Origin of the sequence: Nonomuraea rhodomycinica, from assembly GCF_013363995.1 — a bacterium.
Lineage (GTDB): Bacteria > Actinomycetota > Actinomycetes > Streptosporangiales > Streptosporangiaceae > Nonomuraea > Nonomuraea rhodomycinica.
Genome location: NZ_JABWGO010000006.1, coordinates 299,501 through 318,305, shown reverse-complemented (window position 1 = coordinate 318,305; position 18,805 = coordinate 299,501). Strand labels below are relative to the sequence as shown.

Annotated in this window: 23 protein-coding genes; 12 read left to right on the top strand and 11 right to left on the bottom strand. The window is 72.6% G+C overall.

The features are described from left to right. The first annotated feature begins 4 nt into the window (after positions 1-4). Together HT134_RS25320 and HT134_RS25315 are read left to right on the top strand one after the other, a co-directional pair. Positions 5-607: a DinB family protein gene (locus HT134_RS25320; protein WP_175602941.1), complete on the top strand. Its 603-nt coding sequence runs from the start codon at positions 5-7 to the stop codon at positions 605-607. Positions 608-617: 10 nt separating this feature from the next. Continuing rightward, positions 618-1,367: an MBL fold metallo-hydrolase gene (locus tag HT134_RS25315; RefSeq protein WP_217708319.1), complete on the top strand. Its 750-nt coding sequence runs from the start codon at positions 618-620 to the stop codon at positions 1,365-1,367. On the opposite strand, the gene HT134_RS25310 is transcribed toward HT134_RS25315, so the two are convergent. Next, positions 1,364-1,540, bottom strand: a complete 177-nt coding sequence (locus HT134_RS25310; protein WP_175602940.1) for a hypothetical protein — start codon at positions 1,538-1,540, stop codon at positions 1,364-1,366. The genes HT134_RS25315 and HT134_RS25310 overlap by 4 nt on opposite strands. A 61-nt stretch (positions 1,541-1,601) precedes the next feature. Here HT134_RS25310 and HT134_RS25305 point away from each other — a divergent pair, with 61 nt between their 5' ends. The 3 genes from HT134_RS25305 (at position 1,602) to HT134_RS25295 (ending at position 4,081) form a co-directional block, all read left to right on the top strand. Further along, positions 1,602-2,162 (top strand): CGNR zinc finger domain-containing protein, encoded by a 561-nt coding sequence (locus HT134_RS25305; protein ID WP_175602939.1) that lies wholly within the window; start codon positions 1,602-1,604, stop codon positions 2,160-2,162. 54 nt (positions 2,163-2,216) lie between these two features. Continuing rightward, positions 2,217-3,431 (top strand): MFS transporter, encoded by a 1,215-nt coding sequence (locus tag HT134_RS25300; RefSeq protein WP_175602938.1) that lies wholly within the window; start codon positions 2,217-2,219, stop codon positions 3,429-3,431. Between the two features lie 71 nt (positions 3,432-3,502). Beyond that, positions 3,503-4,081 (top strand): 3'-5' exonuclease, encoded by a 579-nt coding sequence (locus tag HT134_RS25295; RefSeq protein ID WP_175602937.1) that lies wholly within the window; start codon positions 3,503-3,505, stop codon positions 4,079-4,081. 12 nt (positions 4,082-4,093) lie between these two features. Here HT134_RS25295 and HT134_RS25290 read toward each other — a convergent pair whose 3' ends face one another. Beyond that, entirely contained in the window at positions 4,094-5,278 is a 1,185-nt protein-coding gene (locus tag HT134_RS25290) for an MFS transporter (protein ID WP_175602936.1), read from the bottom strand. Positions 5,279-5,435: 157 nt separating this feature from the next. On the opposite strand from HT134_RS25290, the gene HT134_RS25285 reads away from it, so the two are divergent. Both HT134_RS25285 and HT134_RS25280 read left to right on the top strand, forming a co-directional pair. Beyond that, on the top strand, positions 5,436-6,554 hold the full coding sequence (locus HT134_RS25285) for a winged helix DNA-binding domain-containing protein (RefSeq protein ID WP_175602935.1): 1,119 nt from the start codon (positions 5,436-5,438) through the stop codon (positions 6,552-6,554). A 34-nt stretch (positions 6,555-6,588) separates the two neighbouring features. After that, complete coding sequence (locus HT134_RS25280) at positions 6,589-7,617, top strand: ankyrin repeat domain-containing protein (RefSeq protein ID WP_246365293.1); 1,029 nt, start codon at positions 6,589-6,591, stop codon at positions 7,615-7,617. Between the two features lie 39 nt (positions 7,618-7,656). Here HT134_RS25280 and HT134_RS25275 read toward each other — a convergent pair whose 3' ends face one another. The 6 genes from HT134_RS25275 to HT134_RS25250 all read right to left on the bottom strand — a co-directional run bounded on the left by HT134_RS25275 (position 7,657) and on the right by HT134_RS25250 (position 11,458). Beyond that, entirely contained in the window at positions 7,657-8,502 is an 846-nt protein-coding gene (locus HT134_RS25275) for an NAD(P)H-binding protein (protein ID WP_175602934.1), read from the bottom strand. Positions 8,503-8,710: 208 nt separating this feature from the next. Continuing rightward, the gene (locus HT134_RS25270; RefSeq protein ID WP_175602933.1) at positions 8,711-9,166 is read right to left on the bottom strand and encodes a carboxymuconolactone decarboxylase family protein; all 456 of its coding nucleotides are present in this window, start codon (positions 9,164-9,166) and stop codon (positions 8,711-8,713) included. 78 nt (positions 9,167-9,244) lie between these two features. Continuing rightward, positions 9,245-9,733 carry an RrF2 family transcriptional regulator gene (locus HT134_RS25265; RefSeq protein ID WP_175602932.1) on the bottom strand — a complete coding sequence of 163 codons (489 nt, stop codon included), beginning with the start codon at positions 9,731-9,733 and terminating at the stop codon, positions 9,245-9,247. Next, positions 9,720-9,974 carry a hypothetical protein gene (locus HT134_RS25260; RefSeq protein ID WP_175602931.1) on the bottom strand — a complete coding sequence of 85 codons (255 nt, stop codon included), beginning with the start codon at positions 9,972-9,974 and terminating at the stop codon, positions 9,720-9,722. The genes HT134_RS25265 and HT134_RS25260 overlap by 14 nt, the downstream gene beginning before the upstream one ends. Before the next feature lie 312 nt (positions 9,975-10,286). Beyond that, a complete protein-coding gene (locus HT134_RS25255; RefSeq protein WP_175602930.1) occupies positions 10,287-10,667 on the bottom strand; it encodes a GntR family transcriptional regulator in 381 nt (126 codons plus the stop codon). Beyond that, a complete protein-coding gene (locus HT134_RS25250) occupies positions 10,664-11,458 on the bottom strand; it encodes a hypothetical protein (RefSeq protein WP_312888404.1) in 795 nt (264 codons plus the stop codon). Before HT134_RS25250 ends, HT134_RS25255 begins: the two co-directional genes overlap by 4 nt. A gap of 260 nt (positions 11,459-11,718) precedes the next feature. On the opposite strand from HT134_RS25250, the gene HT134_RS25245 reads away from it, so the two are divergent. From HT134_RS25245 to HT134_RS25235, 3 genes are all read left to right on the top strand, one after another. Beyond that, positions 11,719-12,276: a dihydrofolate reductase family protein gene (locus HT134_RS25245; RefSeq protein ID WP_175602928.1), complete on the top strand. Its 558-nt coding sequence runs from the start codon at positions 11,719-11,721 to the stop codon at positions 12,274-12,276. A 135-nt stretch (positions 12,277-12,411) separates the two neighbouring features. Further along, entirely contained in the window at positions 12,412-12,993 is a 582-nt protein-coding gene (locus tag HT134_RS47735) for an HAD family hydrolase (RefSeq protein WP_217708318.1), read from the top strand. A gap of 281 nt (positions 12,994-13,274) precedes the next feature. Continuing rightward, positions 13,275-14,069: an SDR family NAD(P)-dependent oxidoreductase gene (locus tag HT134_RS25235; protein ID WP_175602926.1), complete on the top strand. Its 795-nt coding sequence runs from the start codon at positions 13,275-13,277 to the stop codon at positions 14,067-14,069. Between the two features lie 157 nt (positions 14,070-14,226). On the opposite strand, the gene HT134_RS25230 is transcribed toward HT134_RS25235, so the two are convergent. Continuing rightward, on the bottom strand, positions 14,227-14,994 hold the full coding sequence (locus HT134_RS25230; RefSeq protein WP_175602925.1) for an alpha/beta fold hydrolase: 768 nt from the start codon (positions 14,992-14,994) through the stop codon (positions 14,227-14,229). 113 nt (positions 14,995-15,107) lie between these two features. Between HT134_RS25230 and HT134_RS25225 the strand changes: the two genes are divergently transcribed. Next, positions 15,108-15,518, top strand: a complete 411-nt coding sequence (locus HT134_RS25225) for a winged helix-turn-helix transcriptional regulator (protein ID WP_175602924.1) — start codon at positions 15,108-15,110, stop codon at positions 15,516-15,518. Positions 15,519-15,763: 245 nt separating this feature from the next. Here HT134_RS25225 and HT134_RS25220 read toward each other — a convergent pair whose 3' ends face one another. After that, positions 15,764-16,555 carry a hypothetical protein gene (locus HT134_RS25220; RefSeq protein WP_175602923.1) on the bottom strand — a complete coding sequence of 264 codons (792 nt, stop codon included), beginning with the start codon at positions 16,553-16,555 and terminating at the stop codon, positions 15,764-15,766. A gap of 120 nt (positions 16,556-16,675) precedes the next feature. Next, positions 16,676-17,986, bottom strand: a complete 1,311-nt coding sequence (locus HT134_RS25215) for an MFS transporter (protein WP_175602922.1) — start codon at positions 17,984-17,986, stop codon at positions 16,676-16,678. 282 nt (positions 17,987-18,268) lie between these two features. On the opposite strand from HT134_RS25215, the gene HT134_RS25210 reads away from it, so the two are divergent. Further along, positions 18,269-18,775: a hypothetical protein gene (locus HT134_RS25210; RefSeq protein ID WP_175602921.1), complete on the top strand. Its 507-nt coding sequence runs from the start codon at positions 18,269-18,271 to the stop codon at positions 18,773-18,775. The last annotated feature ends 30 nt before the right edge of the window (positions 18,776-18,805 follow it).

Below are 18,805 nucleotides of genomic sequence, written 5' to 3'. Positions count from 1 at the left end.
CGGCATGACCGGACCGGACCCCAAGACGTTCCTTCGCCGCTACCTCCAGACCGCCCGCGACGCCATGCTGTGGAAGCTCGACGGGCTCTCCGAGTACGACGTCCGCCGTCCCCTGACCCCCACCGGCACCAATCTGCTGGGCCTGGTCAAGCACCTGGCGAGCGTCGAGCTCGGCTACTTCGGCGAGACGTTCGGCCGCCCGTCGGGCGAGCCGCAGCCGTGGTACGAGGAGGGCGCCGAGCCCAACGCCGACATGTGGGCCACCGCCGACGAGTCCCGCGAGGACATCGTGGGGCTCTACCACCGGGCGTGGGCGCACGCCGACGCCACGATCGACGCGCTCGACCTGGACGCGACGGGGCGCGTGCCGTGGTGGCCGGAGGAACGGGCCGAGGCCACGCTGCACCTGCTGCTCGTCCACGTGATCGCCGAGACCAACCGGCACGCCGGCCACGCCGACATCGTCCGCGAGCTGATCGACGGCGCCGCGGGCCTGCGCGCCGAGGCGAGCAACATCCCGTCGGCCGACGAGACGTGGTGGGCGGAGTACCGGAACAGGCTGGAGCGGGTGGCCGCGGAAGCCGCCGGGGGCCAGCCCCGCGTCTAGACTCGTGACCATGGACGCCCCTGTGCGAGTGACGATGGCGGGGGCGGGCAACGCCTTCGGCGACGGGGGCATGCTGCAGACCTGCGTGCACGTCCAGGCGGCGGGCGGCGACGGCGCGCTGCTCGTCGACTGCGGCGCCACCGCGCTGACCGGGCTCAAGCGGCTCGGCCTGGACCCCGGCGACGTCTCGGTCGTGGCGGTGTCGCACCTGCACGGCGACCACTTCGGCGGGTTGCCGTTCCTGATCCTGGACGGCCAGTTCACGCGGCGGGTCCGGCCGTTGCACCTGGTCGGGCCGCCCGGGCTGGAGGAACGGCTGGGTCAGGCGATGGAGGTGCTCTTCCCCGGCTCCTCCTCGGTGAGCAGGCGGTTCGAGGTGCGGGTCCACGAGGTGGCGCCCGGGTCCTGCGCGCGGGTGGAGGGCGTCGGGGTGCGGGCGTTCGAGGCCGACCACGCGGCCGGGGCCGTCGCGCTGGCGCTGCGGGTGGAGGTGGCCGGGCGCACGATCGCCTACAGCGGCGACACCGCCTGGACCGACACGCTGGTCGACGTCGCCGACGGGGCCGACCTGTTCCTCTGCGAGGGCTACACGTACGAGCGGGCCGTGCGCTACCACCTGCACGTGCCGGAACTGCTGGCCCGGCTCGACCGGCTCGGCTGCCGCCGGCTCCTGCTCACCCACGCCGGGCCGCAGGTCCTGGCGCGGCGGGCCGAGCTGGGCCTCGACCTGGCCGAGGACGGCATGGTCCTGGAGATCTAGGAGCCGGCCCGGAGCTCCACGATGGCCGCCGCCACGTCGTACGTGATCAACTGCACGCCCATGCCGCCGCATCCGCACCGGACGTAGACGACCCGCCCGAGCGAGGTCGAGTGACCGGACAGGATCTCCAGCTCCGCCGCGGAGCCGCAGACTTCGCACGCCTTCAGGTCCATGACCCCACCTTCACCGAAGGGCGTAATGTCATTCTTGACGAATTGAGATTACGATGGATTCATGGCGAGAACCAGCCCCACCGAGGTGACCGGCTACCGCAACGACGGCGTGGGCACGGCCGTCGCCCTGGTCAACGCGGTCACGGCCGACTCCGGTGACCCCTCCCCCGAGGCCCTGGGCGCGCTGCTGGCCTCGTACAACTTCAAGGTCGACGGCCCGGTGAGCGACGACGAGGCCGAGGCCCTGCGCCGGTGGGCGCGGCGGCTGCGGCCCGTCTTCGCCGAGAGCGACGAGGCGCGGGCCATCGACCTGCTCAACGCCGTGATGGCCGAGGTGCCCATGCACCCGCACATCTCCGACCACGGCGAGGGCCCGCACCTGCACTACGGCCCGCCCGGCGCCGTGCTCGTGGACCGGGTCCGGGCCAACACCGCGGTCGGGCTGGCGTTCGTGATCTGCGAGTTCGGCGCCGCCCGGCTCGGCGTCTGCCTCGACGCCGCGTGCGAGCGCGTCTACGCCGACGTCTCGCGCGGGCCGCGCCGGCGCTACTGCTCCAAGACCTGCCTCAACCGCAACACGGTCGCCGCCTACCGGGCACGCCGGGCGTCGGCCCCCGCCTGACCGCTCATCGCCGGCGTCCGCTCGGGACGCCTCGCCGCAGAAGGGACCGGTCCCGTGGCCCGTCCGGACGCCCGCCGCAACCTGCTCGTCCTCGCGGGGACGCTGCTGCTGCTGAAGTCGACCTGGTTCTCCGCGACCGCGGTCATCCCGCAGGTGCGGCAGGAGTGGCAGCTCACGCCCGACCTCGCGGCCTGGCTCACCATCTCCGTGCAGTGGGGGTTCGTGGCGGGGGCCGTGCTGTCGGCGGTGCTCGTCGTGTCCGACGCGCTGCCGCCGATCCGGCTGATCTTCCTGAGCTCGATCGGCGCCGCCGTCGCCAACCTGGCGCTGCTGCTGACGCACGACGCGCTCACCGGCAGCCTGGCCCGCTTCGCCACCGGCCTGTTCATCGCCGGCGTCTACCCGCCGTCGCTGAAGCTCGTCCCCACCTGGTACCGCGACGGCCGCGGGGCGGCGATGGGGCTGCTGGTCGGGGCGCTGACCGTGAGCTCCGGCGTCCCGCACCTGATCAACGGGCTCGGCGGGCTGAACTGGCGCACCGTCATCGTGGCCACCTCGGTGCTCACCCTGGCCGGTGGGCTCATCACGCTGACCGTGGTCAAGGAGGGGCCGTACCCGTTCCCCGCCGCGGTGCTCGACCCGCGCCAGTCCCGGCGCATCCTGCGCGACCGCGGCACCCGGCTGGCCGTGGTCGGCTACCTGTGCCACATGTGGGAGCTGTACGCCATGTGGACGTGGTTCCTGCTGTTCTTCTCGGCGGCGCTGCGCCGCCACGGCATGGAGGGCTCGCCCCTCGGGGTGTACGTCACGTTCGCCGTCTTCGCCGTCGGCGGCCTGGCCAACTACACCGGCGGCGCGCTCGGCGACCGCTTCGGCCGCGAGCGCACCGCGATCGTCATGATGGGCGCCTCGGCCGCGTGCGCCGCCTTCATCGGGCTGCTCCTGGGGGCGCCCCTCTGGCTGCTCGTGGTCGTCAGCCTGGTGTGGGGGTACGCGGTCGTGGGCGACTCGGTGCAGTTCTCGGCGCTGGTCACGGAGCTGGCCGACCAGAGCTACGTGGGCACGGCGCTGACCCTGCAGATGGCGTTCGGGTTCCTGCTGACCGGGGCGACGATCTGGCTGGTTCCCGCCGCCGAGCAGGCCGTGGGGTGGACCTGGGCGTTCGCGGTGCTCGCGGTGGGGCCGCTGGCGGGCATCGTCGCGATGCTCCGCCTGCTGCGGGTACGCGGCGCGCGCGTGCCGGCCTCAGCGGGAGCCGGGACGTCCTGACCTCGTTCCGGCATCGTGGACATGGAGCAATCCAGGTGCCGGAACCGGGCGCGCATCCCTACCCTGGGCCCATGCGCCGCGAATCCTCCCTGCTGAACGTCATCGACGTGGAAGCCACCTGCTGGGACGGACAGCCGCCGCCCGGCTCGGTCAACGAGATCATCGAGATCGGGCTCACCGTCGTGGACGTATCGGCACGGCGCCGCCTGTCCCGGCACCGGGTCCTGGTCCGCCCCGTCCGATCGGCGGTGAGCGGTTTCTGCACCGAACTGACCGGGCTGACGCAAGCCGAGGTGGACCGGGGCGTCACCTTCGCCGAGGCTTGCCGGCTCCTCGTCGAGGAACACGCGGCCGGGGAACGCCCCTGGGCGAGCTGGGGCGAGTACGACCGGCGGCAGTTCGCTCGACAGAGCCGAGCCGACGGGGTGGCCTACCCGTTCGGCCATCCGACCGAGCGTACCCACACCAACGCCAAGGCTGTGTTCGCCGAGGCGTACGGGCTGCGGAAGAAACCCGGCATGCACCACGCGCTGCAGATCGCCGGGCTGCCGCTCGAGGGGCGCCATCACCGCGGCGAGGACGACGCGTGGAACATCGCGGCGCTCGTCCTCGATCTGCTGGACCGCGGGGCATGGCCGGTCACGGCGTGAGCGGCCGGGACGTCACGGGCTCGACGGGGAGCGGCCGAGGCGGGCCAGTGACGCCGCCATGAGCAGCGCCGCGATCCCCCCGCACACCATGGCCGCCGAGACGGAGACGGCGTCCACGACGACCCCGCCGAGCAGCGCCCCGAGCGCGAAGGTGGCCTGGAACGACGAGGTGAACACCACCGTGGCCGCCTCCGGCGCGTGCGGCGCGGCCCGCGCGAACCACGCCTGGGAGCAGACCGGCACCGCCCCGTACGCCAGCCCCCACACCACGAGCAGGGCGAACGCGCCGATGGCCCGCGTGCCGGCCACGGGCAGCAGCAGCGTCGCGGCGGCGATCAGGCAACCGGCGGCGGCGAAGGTCGCGCGCGGGGCCTTCGCGACGGTCCGGCCCGCCAGGAAGTTGCCCGCGATGCCCGCCACCCCGTACGCCAGGAGCGCCGCGCTGACGGCCGCGGGGTCGAGCCCCGTGACGTCCCGGAGGAACGGCGTCACGTAGGTGTAGGTGCCGAAGTGGGCCAGCACGACCAGGGCCGTGGCCAGGAGCGCCACCCTCGTGTCCCGGCCGCGCAGCAGGTCACGCAGCACCCGGGCGCTGGTGACCTGCCGGGCGGGCAGCGGCGGCACCACCACGAGCAGCGCGGCCAGGACTCCCGCCGACAGGACGGCCAGCACCACGAAGGCCGTCCGCCACCCCGCGACGTGGCCGACGAACGTGCCGGCCGGCACGCCGAGCACCGATCCCAGCGGCACGGCCGAGAAGATCAGGGCCGTGGCCGTGCCGACCGACGCCGGCGGCACCAGGCGGGCGGCCAGCCCGGCGCCGATGGACCAGAACCCGCCGATCGTGAGTCCCACCAGGACCCGGGAGACCAGCATGACCTCGTACGCGGTCGCGACCGCCGCGAGGACGTCGGCCACGGCGAGGATCCCCATGAGGACGCCCAGCATCACCCGGCGGTCCAGGCGCGCGGTGGCCAGGGTGACGGCGGGGGCGGCGACGGCGGCCACGGCGCCGGGCAGCGTCATGGTCAGGCCGGCGGTGCCGTCGGACACGCGGAAGTCCGCGCCGATGGTGGTCAGCAGGCCGATGGGCAGGATCTCGCTGGTCACGATCGCGAAGATGCCGAGCGCGATCGAGGCGACCGCGAGCCAGGCGGTGAGCGGCGGGCGCGTGCGGGGCTGGAGTGCGGTGGGCATGGGGTTCCGTTCGAGGACTGGGCTTGGGTGCTCAGGACTGGGCTTGGGTGCTCAGCCAAGCAGCGGCGCCGGCACGGGCACCGGCGCCTTTCAGACCTCACCAATCGCCCCGCCATCACGGAACGAAGCTTTCCGCGATGGCTGTCATGCTCGCGGTATGAACGACACATCCACCGGGGCGAGGGTGGGCCGCCGGACGCTCAACCGGGCCGCGCTCGCCCGGCAGTCGCTGACGGCGCGGGCGGACGTGCCCGCCCTCGACATGGTCAGGCACCTCGTCGGGTTACAGGCGCAGGCCGCCGACCCGCCGTACCTCGGCCTGTGGACGCGGCTGTCCGGCTTCACCCACGACGACCTGACCACGCTCCTGTACGACAGGAGCGTGGTGCGCTCGTCGGTGCTGCGCGGCACCCAGCACATCGTCACCGCCGCCGACTTCCCCTGGCTGCGCCCGCTCATGCGAGCGCCGCTGGCGCGGGGCCGGCAGGCCGCGTTCGGACGGGCCACGGCCGGCATGGACCTCGACGAGCTGGCCGCCGCCGGACGCGACCTGCTCGTGGGCCGCACGCTCACCCGGCCCCGGCTGCGCGACCTGCTGGCCGAGCGGTGGCCGGACCGCGACCCCGAGGCGCTGGCCTGGTCGGTGCAGATGCTCGTGCCGGTGATCCACCGGCCGCCCAGCGGCACCTGGGGCAAGGGTGGGGCGACGCCGTTCACGCTGGCCGAGGAGTGGCTCGGCGTCCCCATGGCCGCCGAACCGCGCGTGGACGAGCTGGTGCCGCGCTACCTGGCGGCGTTCGGGCCGGCCGGCGTGCGGGACCTCCAGATGCGGTCGGGGCTGCGCGGGCTGGAGGCCGACCTGGAACGGCTCCGGCCCCGGCTGCGGGTCTACCGGGACGAGACGGGCAATGAGCTGTTCGACGTGCCGGAGGCCGAGCTGCCCGACCCGGGGACGCCGGTCCCGGTGCGGTTCCTGCCCGCGTTCGACAACCTCGTGGTCGCCTACGCCGACCGTACGCGGATCATGACGGACGAGCACCGCAGGCGCGTCTGCGTCGGCGCCATGGTCGCCCCGACGGTGCTCGTGGACGGCTTCGTCCGTGGCACCTGGAAGATCTCGAAGGACCGGGACACGGCGGTGCTGGAGGTGGAGCTGTTCGAGCCGGTGACCGACGGGGAGACGATGACGGAGCTGCTGGAGGAGGGGGAACGCCTCCTGAGCTTCGCCGCGGCGGGCCGCACCCACGACGTCCGGGTCACCACTGCGCGGAACTGACCGCCTGCGCCGCCCCGGCGTGATGATCGCGGAAATGTCGGTCCCGCTCGCCATGATGGCGACGCATCGTGCCGACGACGCCGTCATCGTGAGGAGTTCCGTGGTCTACCAGCAGACCGAGTGGTCAGCCATCGGGTGGGACGACTGGAAGGACGTCGGAGCCGTCCGGGCCCGGCTCGACGCGGGCGCCGACCCGCACGGGGGCGTGCACTACTTCGGGACGCCGCTGTTCGCCGCCGCGCAGGTCGGCTCCCCCGAGGTCGTCGCCGAGCTGTGCCGGCACGTGGACGACGTGGACGCCGAGCACGAAGGGCGCACCGCGCTCTGGGAGGCGGTCTTCCACCAGCGTCCCGGCAACGCCCGTGCCCTCGTCGCCGCCGGCGCCGACCCGTGGCGGCCGATGATGAACGGCTGGTCACCCGGACGGCTGGCGTCGGCCGGTCCCACGCCCGACCTGTTCCCCGCACCCCCGGGCGAGCCGGGCCTGTCCGCCGCCGAGACCGCCGCCGCCACGGAAGCGCGACGTCTGATCGCCGCGCTGGGCGAGTTCGACTCCGACGGCCTGGGCCTGGCGTGCGTGGCCGGGATCAGCGCCGCCGAGGCCGTCCGCCGCCTGGAGGCCGTTCCCGCCGACGAGGAGAAGGTGGCGGAGCTCCTGGAGGATCCGTTCTCCGACTTCGACGGCGGCCTCCTCATCGTCGGCGTGACCGACGTGCCCGGCGGCTGCGTGGTCACCCAGCCCTGGGGCTACGCCGCCGACTGCCCCGGCGTCATCCGGCGGCTGTCGGCCGGCACGGTCTGCTACGGGCTGTTCGACAACCCCAAGAGCGGCAATCAGGGCAGTTTCGCCCGTGACGGCGTCATCGAGGACTGGGACTCGCATCCGGGCGGCGGCAGCACCTCGCCCCATGAATCGCCGGAGGAGATCCTCTCCGCGTTCCTCTACCACGGCCACGCGATCGCCGACCGGTGCGCCGCCGCCGGCCTGCGCCTGACGGACGCCCGCGCGGTGATCGGCCCACCGGACGCGTGGCTGCGGCTCCCCGAAGCCCTGATCCGCTGACGCTCAAGGCAGAGGCCGCCGCCGGGGTGGTCCGGAGGCTCAGCGGAAGTCATCGGCGTGGTCGGCGGCCCACTGGCCGAAGGTGCGCGCCGGGGCGCCCGTGAGCTGCTCGACCGTGGAGGTGACCAGGCCGGAACGCGCACGGGTCCCGGCGGCGGCCAGGAGCGCCTCCACCAGCGCGGGCGGGCGGCCGTCGGCCAGCATGCGGGCCCGCGCCTCCTCCACGGGCACGCTCTCGAAGCGTACCGGCCGCCCGAGAGCCTCCCCGATCGCGCGCACCTGATCGGCTCTGCCGATCACCTCCGGCCCGGTCAGCACATACGTCGCACCCTTGTGCCCGTCCTCGGTGAGAACCCGCGCCGCCACGGCCGCGACGTCACGCGGGTCCACCACCGCCGTCGGTGCGATCTCGGGGCCGCGCACGACGCCCGCGGCCCGGATCTGGGCGGCCCACCCGCGCGCGTTGGAGGCGATCGTGTCGGCCCGCAGCACGGTCCACTCCAGGCCGGACCCGGTGATCAGGGCCTCCATGTCGGCGTGGAGCTGGTTGATCGGGTCCGTCTGCCGCTCGGCCTGGTCGTCCACGCCGGACGACGAGAGGTAGACGACCCGCCGGACGTGGCGTCCCAGGGCGTCGAGAACGGGCGGGGCGTTCTCGGCGGTGAGGAACGGCCAGATCAGGAACGCCGTGTCCACGCCGGCCAGCGCGGGCTCCAGCGTGCCCGGCTCGGCCAGGTCGCCTCGCGCCGCCTCGACGCCTTCGGGGAGCCGAGTCCCGTCCGGGTCCCGCACGAGGGCTCGTACGGGGGCTCCGGCGTCCAGGAGCCGGGCGACGACGTGGTGGCCGACGTTGCCGGTCGCGCCGATCACGAGAATCTTGCTCATGACACAGGGCAGCGGAGCCCCGAACCCGGATATTCCTGACGGGGTGAGCTCGGAGGCGGGACCACCGTTCCGCAGGACGCGGAACGCCCGGAGCACGGGTGCCCCAAGCCGCGGGACTCCCAGGAAGAGAGATCCCCAAAGGTGAGATCACCGGAAGGCGGCCCCACCGAGAGGCGGGCCCGACGGTGGAATCACCGGGAGGGCCGGTTCACCGGAAGGAGCCGGCGATCTGGCGGGTGGCCACGTTGATCCGGTTCCAGGAGTTGATCGAGGCGATGGCCATCAGCAGCGCCGCCAGCGCCGCCTCGTCGAACTGCGCCGCCGCCTCCTCCCACACCTCGTCCGCCACACCCTCCGGCCGGTCGGCGATGCGGGTGACCGACTCGGCCAGGGCGAGCGCCGCGCGTTCGGCGTCCGTGTAGAACGGCGCCTCCCGCCAGGCGGCGACGGCCCACAGCCGCTCGTCCGTGATCCCGGCCTCGCGGCCGTCGCGCGCGTGCATGTCCACGCACAGGGCGCAGCCGTTGATCTGGCTGACCCGCAGCCGGACCAGGTCCAGCGTCTCGCGCGGCACGCCGCTGCCCGCCACGAACGACTCCATCGCCGTCAGCGCCTGGTAACCGCCGGAGGCGAGCTTGTACACGTTCGGCATCCGAGCCTGCATCGTCTGATCTCCCCTACTTGGATATGCAATAACCAGAATTAGCCCACACGTACGTGCGGCCCTCGCGCACGACGTCCCCTACAGCTCGCGCAGCTCGCGGAACCGCTGCCGGGTCACGGCAGGAGTGCGCGGCAACCTGCTCTCCACCCGCGCCTGAAGATCGGCCAGCGTCTGCGCCGCCAGCTCCTTGCGCCAGGCCAGCTCCGCGCCGCGCATCGTCTGCGACACCACACAGGCCTTGCGGTAGTCGATCGACTCGCTGCCGTCGGGCCCGCGCCGCAGGATCTCCTGGCACCGGAACGCCTCCTGCGGCCCCTCGATGGCCGTCACCACGTCCAGCACCGTGATCTCCTCCGGAGCCCGCGCCAACCGGAACCCGCCGCGCGGCCCCGAGACCGACGTCACGATCCCGGCCCGCGCCAGCGCCTGCAACTGCTTGTTCAGGTACGCCGGGGGGAGGTCGTAGAAGGCCGCCAGCCTGGCCGCCGGGACCGCCTCGCCGGGCTCTGCCCAGGCCAGGTTGAGGCAGCTGTGCAGCGCCCACTCCACGCCCTCACCCATCTGCATATCCTGGATAGTACACGTCCAGGATTGCTCGTGCGAGTCGCGGGCCGGACCAGCCGGCCGTCACGAGGCGGTAGCCCACGTCGAGGGCGTCGGCGTCCAGCAGGTCCTGATGGCGGTCGCGCCGGCGGCCGCCGGCCAGGTCGTCCGCGAGTGGCGCGTGCCGCCGTGTCCGGCCTGCGCGTCCCACGGCCTGCCGCACGCGGTCCTGGTCGAGGCCGCCGGTGACGGGAGCAGCCCACACCTGTCGTCTGGTACGGATCGGCGTTCACGAGGTCCGGCCACCTTTCCTCCTCGGCTCCTCCACCCTCGCCCTCGCGCGGTCGGGCGCCGCCCGGCGCGAGGCCCTCCAGAGCGGCGGGTCTCCTGACGCGCGGCCCTTCAGCGGCGGCCCCCCGACCCTCGCCCCTCCCGAGCGGCGCCCGCTCGTCAGGAGAGTCGCCGACTCACCCAGCCGCCCCGCCCCGGCGTCGGGAGCCCGGCCCCGAGCCGCCCGACGCCGAGGGCGTTTACCAGCCGCAGGACGACCGCTGAAGACCACGACGCGAACGAGTCGCTACGGGAACGACGAAGCCGCCGCCGTGCCCGCTCCCAGCGCCGCCTGCACGATGCGGATCGCCTCGCTCGTGTCGATGCCGACGCTGGCGATCACGGCCGCGTACTCGGCGGCGGCCCGCCGGGCCCGTTCGCGGCCCTCCTCCCCCGCCGCCGACACGAACGAGCCCGCCCGCCCGCGCGTCTCGATCAGCCCCGCCTCCTCCAGCCCCCGGTACGCCCGGCCGACCGTGTTGACGGCCAGGCCGAGGTCGGCCGCCAGGTGCCGGATCGTCGGCAGCCGGGACCCCACGGGCAGCGCGCCGTCCTGGATCTGGCGGGCGAGCTGGGCACGTAGCTGCTCGAACGGCGGAACCGGCGAGCCCGAGTCGATGACGATCATCGGATGCCCATCACCCGCCGGGCCACCGTCGCGCTCGACGGGGTCCTGGCCTGGATCGCGACGCATGCGGCCAGGCCCACGAACATGAACAGGAGCGAGGCGACGTTCCACCATGCGGGCGCGAATCCGAACAGCAGCACCACGGGCAGCACCCACAGCACGGTCGGGACGGCGACCTCGCGCGCGTCCTCGATCCGCATGATGACGTCGGCCGTCAGCGAGACCTCGTCCTCGGCCACGACCGGGCGCGCCAGCAGGTCACGCAGGTGCACGACGACGCCCGCGCCGACACCGGCCAGCCCGATCAGCAGAACCCAGGCCGCGTGGCGCACGACGGCGTCCTGCACCGTCAGGGCGCTCACCGCCAGCACCAGCGCGCCGGCGAAGGTGGCGAGCGCGAAGGCCGCGAAGGGCCGGCCCAGCACGGTGCGCCAGCCGGGCTGGACGGGGTGGGCGGCCCGGCGCGACAGCGCCACCCCGGCACGCCGGTCGACGCGCCGCACCCACCAGTCGAGCATCGACCGCAGGAGGAGCAGCCCGGCCATCGCCGCCGCCAGGACCAGCAGCGGCGCGGACGGCTGCGGCTGGGACCGGCCGAAGGCGGGCGCGGAGAGCCAGTACGCCTGCGCGAGCGCGGCCCCCATGATGAGCACGGCGACGGCGATCTGATCTGCGAGCCGTGCCCGCCGCCGCACCGCGAGCCGTGCGGCCAGCAGCGGCGTCGGGGAGGCGTCGGGCAGGCCGTGCCGGGCCAGCCACGCGCCGGCCCGCCGCAGCTCGGCCGCACTCACCGCCGCTCCCGGGCTTACCGCCGGACCGGCACCCGGCGACGAGGTGTCCGCCATGACCCCCTCCTTATGTCGCAAGTATTGTCTCAACATGATGCGTCATTGCTTGCGACAAAGTCAACGAATCCGGCGCGCGGATCGGATGACCGACGCCATAAGGACCGAGGAAGAAAACGGTAAGAACCCTCCGCCAGTGTGGAGTCATCGGAAGCGAACACCGCCGACACCCGAAGCCGGCACCCGAATCCGGAAGGAAGCACCCCATGCGCAGGCTCATCCTCCAGGTCCAGACCACCGCCGACGGCTACATGGCCGGCCCGGACGGCGAGATGGACTGGCTGACGTTCCCCTGGACCGACGACATCGCCACCTACATCACCGGCCTCACCCGGCCGGTCGACCGCATCGTGCTGGGCCGCAAGCTCGCCGAGGGCTTCATCCCGCACTGGGCCTCGCAGCCGGCGGGCGAGAGCCAGGAGGCCATCGACTGGATGAACGACACGCCCAAGGTCGTGATCTCCAACAGCCTCACGGAGTCGCCCTGGGAGAACACCGTCGTCGCGGGCGGCGACCTCGCCGAGACCATCGCCGAGCTCAAGGCCCAGCCGGGCGGCGACATGATCGTCTATGGAGGCGGCACACTCGTGTCGAGCCTGATCGCCGCCGGCCTGATCGACGACCTGCACCTGTTCGTCAATCCGACCGCGATCGGCTCCGGCATGCCCGTCTTCCCCGGCGGGGCGTACCGGCGGCTGCGCCTCGTGGACGCGCAGCCGTTCGACTGCGGCATCGCGATGCTCCACTTCGAGCCGAAGCGCTGAGGCTCGCGGGCGCGGCGGGCCGGCTGGCCCCGCAGGCACACAGGCTCGCGGGCGCGGCGGGCCGGCTGACCCCGCCGGCACGGAGGCTCGCGGGCGTGGCGGGGTCAGCGGACCCCGCACGGCACAATGGCGGCTGTGACCCCCTTCGACGCAGTGCTCTGTGATCTCGACGGCGTGCTTCGCCAGTTCGACCACGCCGTGCAGGCCGACATCGAGGCCCGTTACGGCCTGCCCCTGATGCGCACGGCCTTCGACCCCGCCCTCATCAAGCCGGCCATCCTCGGCGAGACGACCGAACGGGAGTGGGCCGACGCGATCGCCGTGGCGCTCGGCGGCGACGAGCGGGCCCGGCAGGCGGTGGCCGAGTTCATGGAGGTGCCGTTCTGGGTGGACGAGGAGGTCAGGGCGCTGCTGGCGAAGGCGCAGGAGCACGTGCCGGTGATCCTGGTCACCAACGCCATGGACACCGTGGAGGAGCATCTCGACCGGCTGGGACTGACCTACTTCGCCGACGCCCTGGTCAGCAGCGCGCGGGTCGGCGTGGTCAAGCCGGACCGCCGCATCTACGAGCTCGCGGCGGAGCTGGCCGGGGCCGCGCCTGAACGGTGCCTGTTCGTGGACGACCGGCTGGAGAACGTGGAGGGCGCCAGGTCGCTCGGCATGACCGGCGTCCACTTCCGCACACCGGCCGACCTCGCGGCCGCCCTGCCCTGGTAGTGCCGCCCGCCTCGTTGGGCGGCGCCCGGCGCCGAGCGCGGGTGTGCCCGAGGGCGGCGCACGGCGCCGAGCACGGGTGTGCCCGAGGGCGGCGCACGGCGCCGAGCGCGGGTGTGCCGGCCCGGCTGCGATGTGGTCGCGGGCGGTGACCGCGCCCTTCGCGGAAAGGCGCTCCGGGAACGCCTTCGCGAGCTGGGACTCATGGGGGTGGGCGGGCGCGGGCACAGCACCGCTCGGCGTCCCGCATGGGTGCTCCCCCCGGTAACGGGAAGGAGTCCCCTGTGCTCATCGATCTCACCGGTAGGACAGCGCTGGTCACGGGGTCAACCCAAGGCATCGGGGCGGCCATCGCGACCGGCCTGGCCAGGGCGGGGGCCCGGGTGGCCGTCAACGGCCGTACGGCCTCGACCGTCGAGGAGGCCGCCGACCGGATCCGAAGTGACGTGCGGCGGGCCGACGTGGTGCCGCTGGCGGCCGACGTGGCCACCGAGGACGGCGCCGCCCACGTCGCCGAGGTCCTTCCCGAACTGGACATCCTGGTCAACAATCTCGGCGTCTTCGGCTCGCGGCCGGCGCTGGAGATCACCGATGCGGAGTGGCGGCGCTACTTCGAGGTGAACGTGCTGGCCGCCGTCCGGCTCACCCGCGCCTACCTGCCGGGGATGAAGGCCCGGTCGTGGGGACGCGTGCAGTACGTCGCCAGCGACTCCGCGATCGTCACCCCGGTCGAGATGATCCACTACGGCATGACGAAGACCGCGCTGCTGGCCGTGTCGCGCGGGTTCGCGAAGGAGGCGGCCGGTAGCGGCGTCACCGTCAACTCCGTCATCGCCGGCCCGACCCACACCGGCGGCGTCGAGGACTTCGTGTACGAACTCGTCGACCGTGACCTGCCCTGGCCGGAGGCCCAGCGCGAGTTCATGCGGCGGCACCGGCCGCAGTCGCTGATCCAGCGGCTGATCGAGCCCGAGGAGATCGCCAACATGGTCGTCTACCTCAGCTCCCCGTACGCCTCTGCCACGACGGGAGGAGCGATCCGCGTCGACGGCGGGTACGTGGACGCGATCCTCCCCTAGGCGGCCATGTCGCTGTCGCAACCCCCAGGCGGCCATGTCGCCTCCGGACTCCCGAGGAGCCTCACCTCAGATTCTCGCGCCGAGAAAGAACAGCGGCACGGTAGAGAACCAAGCCTGGCCACAGGTCAGCTGAGCGCCGCCAGAGGCATGGTCTCGCTCAAGGCATGCCAGCGTTGGCAGCCAGGAACGACAGCACTGTCGGCAGAACGTCGGTCGATCTGTCCCAGCAGCCCTTGTGATCTGCGTCGGAGATGGACGAGAAGCTCGCGCCTGAGCGCTCGGCGAAGGCCCGCATCGGCTCGTGCCAAGGGTCGGCCGTGCCCGCGTACAGCAGCATCGGCACGCCGGAATCGGCGAGTTCCCGCTGGAGTCCAGGCTCGCGAGAGAACGCCTCATAATTGGCGCGGAAACCGGCAGGATCACCCGCCTCAATCAGGGCGGCCTGATAGGGATCGGCAGCAGCGCCTTGCTTCATCAGCTGGTACGCATCGGTGTCGGCAGGTAGGCCGAGGAGGCTCAGCGTAGGACCGATCACGGAGCGGAAACCGTCGACAGGATCAAAACCACCGGCCACCAGACAGGTCAGACGGTCAGGCGCATGCGCGGCGACCGCGTACCCCGTCATGGCACCGAGCGAGTACCCCCACAACGCGGCCCGTTCGACGCCTACCTCGTCCAGCACCGCCGTGACAGAGTCCACCCGCCGTTCCAGCGAATAGTCCTCGGCCCGGTGCGGGGCGTCGCTGCCGCCCAAGCCGAGCGGGTCGACGGCGATCACGGTGTAGGTGGACGTAAGTGCGGAGGTGTAGCCGCTGTGCGTCCAATGTGCCCCGTCCTGGAACATGCCTGGATGAAGCATCAGCGCGGGACCATCGCCGGAAACCTCGTAGGAAATCTTGAAACCATTGCTGCGCGCGATGGGCACGTGTTGTTTCCCTCATCTGTCACGAGATCCTGCGGCTGCACGCAGGATCGTTACGATTGATAACAAGGTCAATCGTGGCGCATGCTTAGAAAGCTCTGGAAGAAGGCACTTTCTTGTCGCAACGGAACACCGCGGTAACAAACCAGCTCACGCCCGCGACGACGGCACCCGCCCCCGACGATTGCCCGCTGCCCGAGGTCCTGGCCTTGATCGGCGGCAAGTGGAGCGCTCAGGTACTAGTCGAACTGGGCAACGGTCCGCGCCGCTTCACCCAGCTGGAGCGCGCGATCACGGGCATCAGCCGTCGCATGCTGACCGTGAGCTTGCGCGATCTCGAACGCAACGGGCTCATCACCCGAACCGTGTACCCGGATTCACCGCCGCGAGTCGAGTACGCCACTACTCCATTGATCGAAGACATACGCGAGCCTCTGGAAGCACTTACGGACTGGGCCCGCCTCGCAGCCCCTGCCATCACCGCAGCCCGCCGAGCCTACGACTGTTCAGCCGATTCGCATCCCTGATGCGCTGTCATTCCTCACCGACATCACTGGCGGGTACTGGGATCCGACGCTGCCGGAACTGACCGACAGACGCTGCTACCCGTCACCGACAAAACCACGCGAGAAGGCTCGGCTCACCTCGTACCTGCACACCACCGGTACAAGCCCCACACCGGCCTCTGGCCTCTCTCGTGCGAACTCGCGGTGTGCCCCGTAGATCGTCACGGACCCAGGGGAAGCGGCCGGGCGGTGAGGGGCGCGGCGCATCAGTCCCCAGGGGTGGTGGGCGCGCCGGGTGAGGGAGGCTCGGCCGAAGGAGTGGAAGCCGTGCTCGTCTCCGACGCGAAGGACCCGCCCGCGTTGAGCCGTTCGATCAAGGACAGGAGCCCCTGGCGGTCGCCGTGGGACCGCAGCCAGCGGTGCACCTGGCACGCGGACTTCGCGTACGTGGTGGCGTCCTTGCCGGCCGCCGCCAGCCATTCCTCCAGCGTCACGGGCAGCGGCCCCGCCGGCGGAGTCGTGCAGCGGTCACCGGCGGTCTCGGGACGCAGGTAACGAGGGTCGTCCGAGACCACCACCGCCAGCCCCTCGTCGAACCACTGCGGCACCTCCACGCCGGAGGTGAGGCGGGCGTGCAGCTCGACGTGGGACATCTCGTGTGACGCGATCACGGTGTCCAGCCCTCGGGGCGACAGCATGACGGACCGGTTGAGGATCGCGATGCCGCGCTCCTTCTTGCCGCCGATGCGGGCATAGCAGGCATCGGTCGCGCAGACCAGCAGGCGGGGCGAGCTGACCGGTGGGCCGTAGAAGCCCTCGATCCGGGCGCGGGCGGCCGCCACGGTGCGGTGGATCCGCTCCCGCTGCTCGGCGGACAGGCCCTTCTCCGCGTAGACGCCGGGTTCCAGCTCGGTGAGGCCGTAGCAGCCGGGACAGGTGGTCGCCGCGACGGAGGGGTAGGCCACGGCCACCCCGGCCACGGCGGCGACGAGCAGCGTCGCCAGCGCCACGGCGGCCCGTGCCCACATCCTGCGGGGTCTCTTGCGCGGGGCGTGCACTCCGCCCTCCTCCCATTCGACTCGGGGGGCCGGACACCGGCCGGCCGGTCACACTCTCGCGTATTTCCTCGGCCCGGCACATCAGACCGTGGGCTGACATACCTCGGGCTGACATGAGGCTCAGCGCGAGGGCGTCTCCGCCTCCGCCTCCGCCTCCGCGGTTTCCCCCGGAACCTCGTCCGATAGATCGTCCCGCACCTTCCACACCGCCGGGACCAGCAGCGTGGCGAGCGTGAAGACGACGAGCAGCCCCGCGCTCAGCGCGAGCACCGTGTCGGCGCCCCAGGCCGCCGCCAACGGCCCGGACATGCCCATGCCGAGCGGCGCGGCCACCAGCGCCCCCAGCATGACCACCGAGCCGGCCCGCGCCACGAGCTCCTCGGGCAGGCGGCGCTGGAGGGTCGTCGTCTGCAGCACGTTGTAGACCACGAGCTGCAGCCCCGCCAGGCTCGCCGCCGGCGCCAGCAGCCAGGTCGCGGCGGGCACGGCGAGCAGGGCCGGCAGCGGCGCCATCAGCAGGAAGAAGGCCAACGCGGCGGCCATCGGCCGGGCCGGTCTCCATCGCGCGCCGACCACGCCTCCGGCGAGCCCGCCGACGGCGTAGCCGATGCCGATCGCCGACCAGGCGGGCGCCCCGCCGAGGTGCTCGTCGGCCACGTACGGCCCGAGCACCACCACGGGAGCCACGGCGATCATGTTCGTGAGCGCGACGTGGACGATCCAGATCCACAGCCAGGGCCGTCCGGCCACCTCTCGCACTCCTTCGCCGATGCTCGCCAGCAGCCCGGCACGGTGCGGCGGCCGCTCGGTGGCGACCGCCCGGGGCAGCCGCCAGAGGAACACCGCGCTCACCAGGAACGTCAGCGCGTCCACGAGGACGGCCCACCCGGACCCCACCGTCGCCACCAGCGCGCCGCCGGCGCCGAGCGCGGCGATCGAGGTGGCGCTGCGCGAGATCGACAGCAGGGAGTTGGCCTCCTGCAGGCGTTCCTTGCCCGCCAGCGACATCACCAGCCCCACGGCGGCCGGGTTGAAGAGCGCCGATCCCGTGCCCGCCACGAGCTGGAGGGCCACCAGCGTCCACAGGTGGGCCGTGCCCGTGAGCAGCAGCACCGCCGTGAGCCCGTGCGCCAGGAACCGGACGACGTCGGCGAGCAGCATGACGCCGCGGCGCGGGAACCGGTCACCGAACGCGCCTCCCACCAGGGTGAGCGCGATGATCGGGACGCGGGTGCTCAGCACGACGATCCCCAGGTCCGCCGGGGAGCCTGTGAGATCGAGCACGGCGAACGCGAGGGCCAGCGGCGTCAGCGCGTCCCCGAAGGCCGAGGCGGTCTGGCCGAGGTAGTAGTGGCGGAAGCCCCGTACCGCGAGGGGAGCCGCCATCGTCCGCAGCGACCTACGGCCGGACTCGGTCACGAAGCGCCTCATCTCCCCCGGGGACGCGGGGCGAGCGCCGGGTCAGGACCTGGAATCGGAGTACAGCGACGGCATCGTGACAGGCCCCACCGACAGTTCTCGGCGGTCGGCGTCGCGGGTCCCTGACGCCTGACACGGACCGTCATAACCGCCATCGAGCCGCATAGCAGGACATCCGCCCGTCCAGCAGGACATGATCGGGCATCGTCGGCAGCGCTCCGTCAGATGAGGATCGCTCCTCGTTAAAGCCTAAATTTCCCCACAAGTTATCGGGGGCCACTACCATCACTCACCGTGTCACCAGAGCAGCACTCCACCACCGCCGTCTTCGTCGACCAGAGCGGCCGTCGCCGACGGCTGGTCATGCTGGCCGGGATCGTGTCCAGCGTGCTGGCCATCGGGGTGCTGGCCGTCGTGATCGGCGGCGCGTTCTCCCGTACGACACTGTCGGTCAGCGGATGGCCGGGCAACCAGCCGGACGGCGTCGGCGCCACCGCTTCGCCCCACCGCTCGCCGACCCCCCGCACGGACCCGACCAGGCGCCCGACGCCCTCCCCCGTCCAGACGCGGCCCACCCCCGCGGTCACGAGGAGCGCGACGCCCTCCCGGCGGCCGACCCCCAAGCCGAGCGAGACGCGGCGCCCCACGCCCAGCCAGGAGCCGACCGATCGGACGGAGCCCTCGGAGGAGCCCACCACCGAGCCGTCGCCCACACCCGGCGAGACGACGGCCGACCCGACGCCCACCAGGCGGGTCCCGCCGGGCCTCGACCCGGACCGGACGAAGGGCCCCAGGAAGTGACCGCCCAGGATCTGCGCGTCTGGCCCCCGC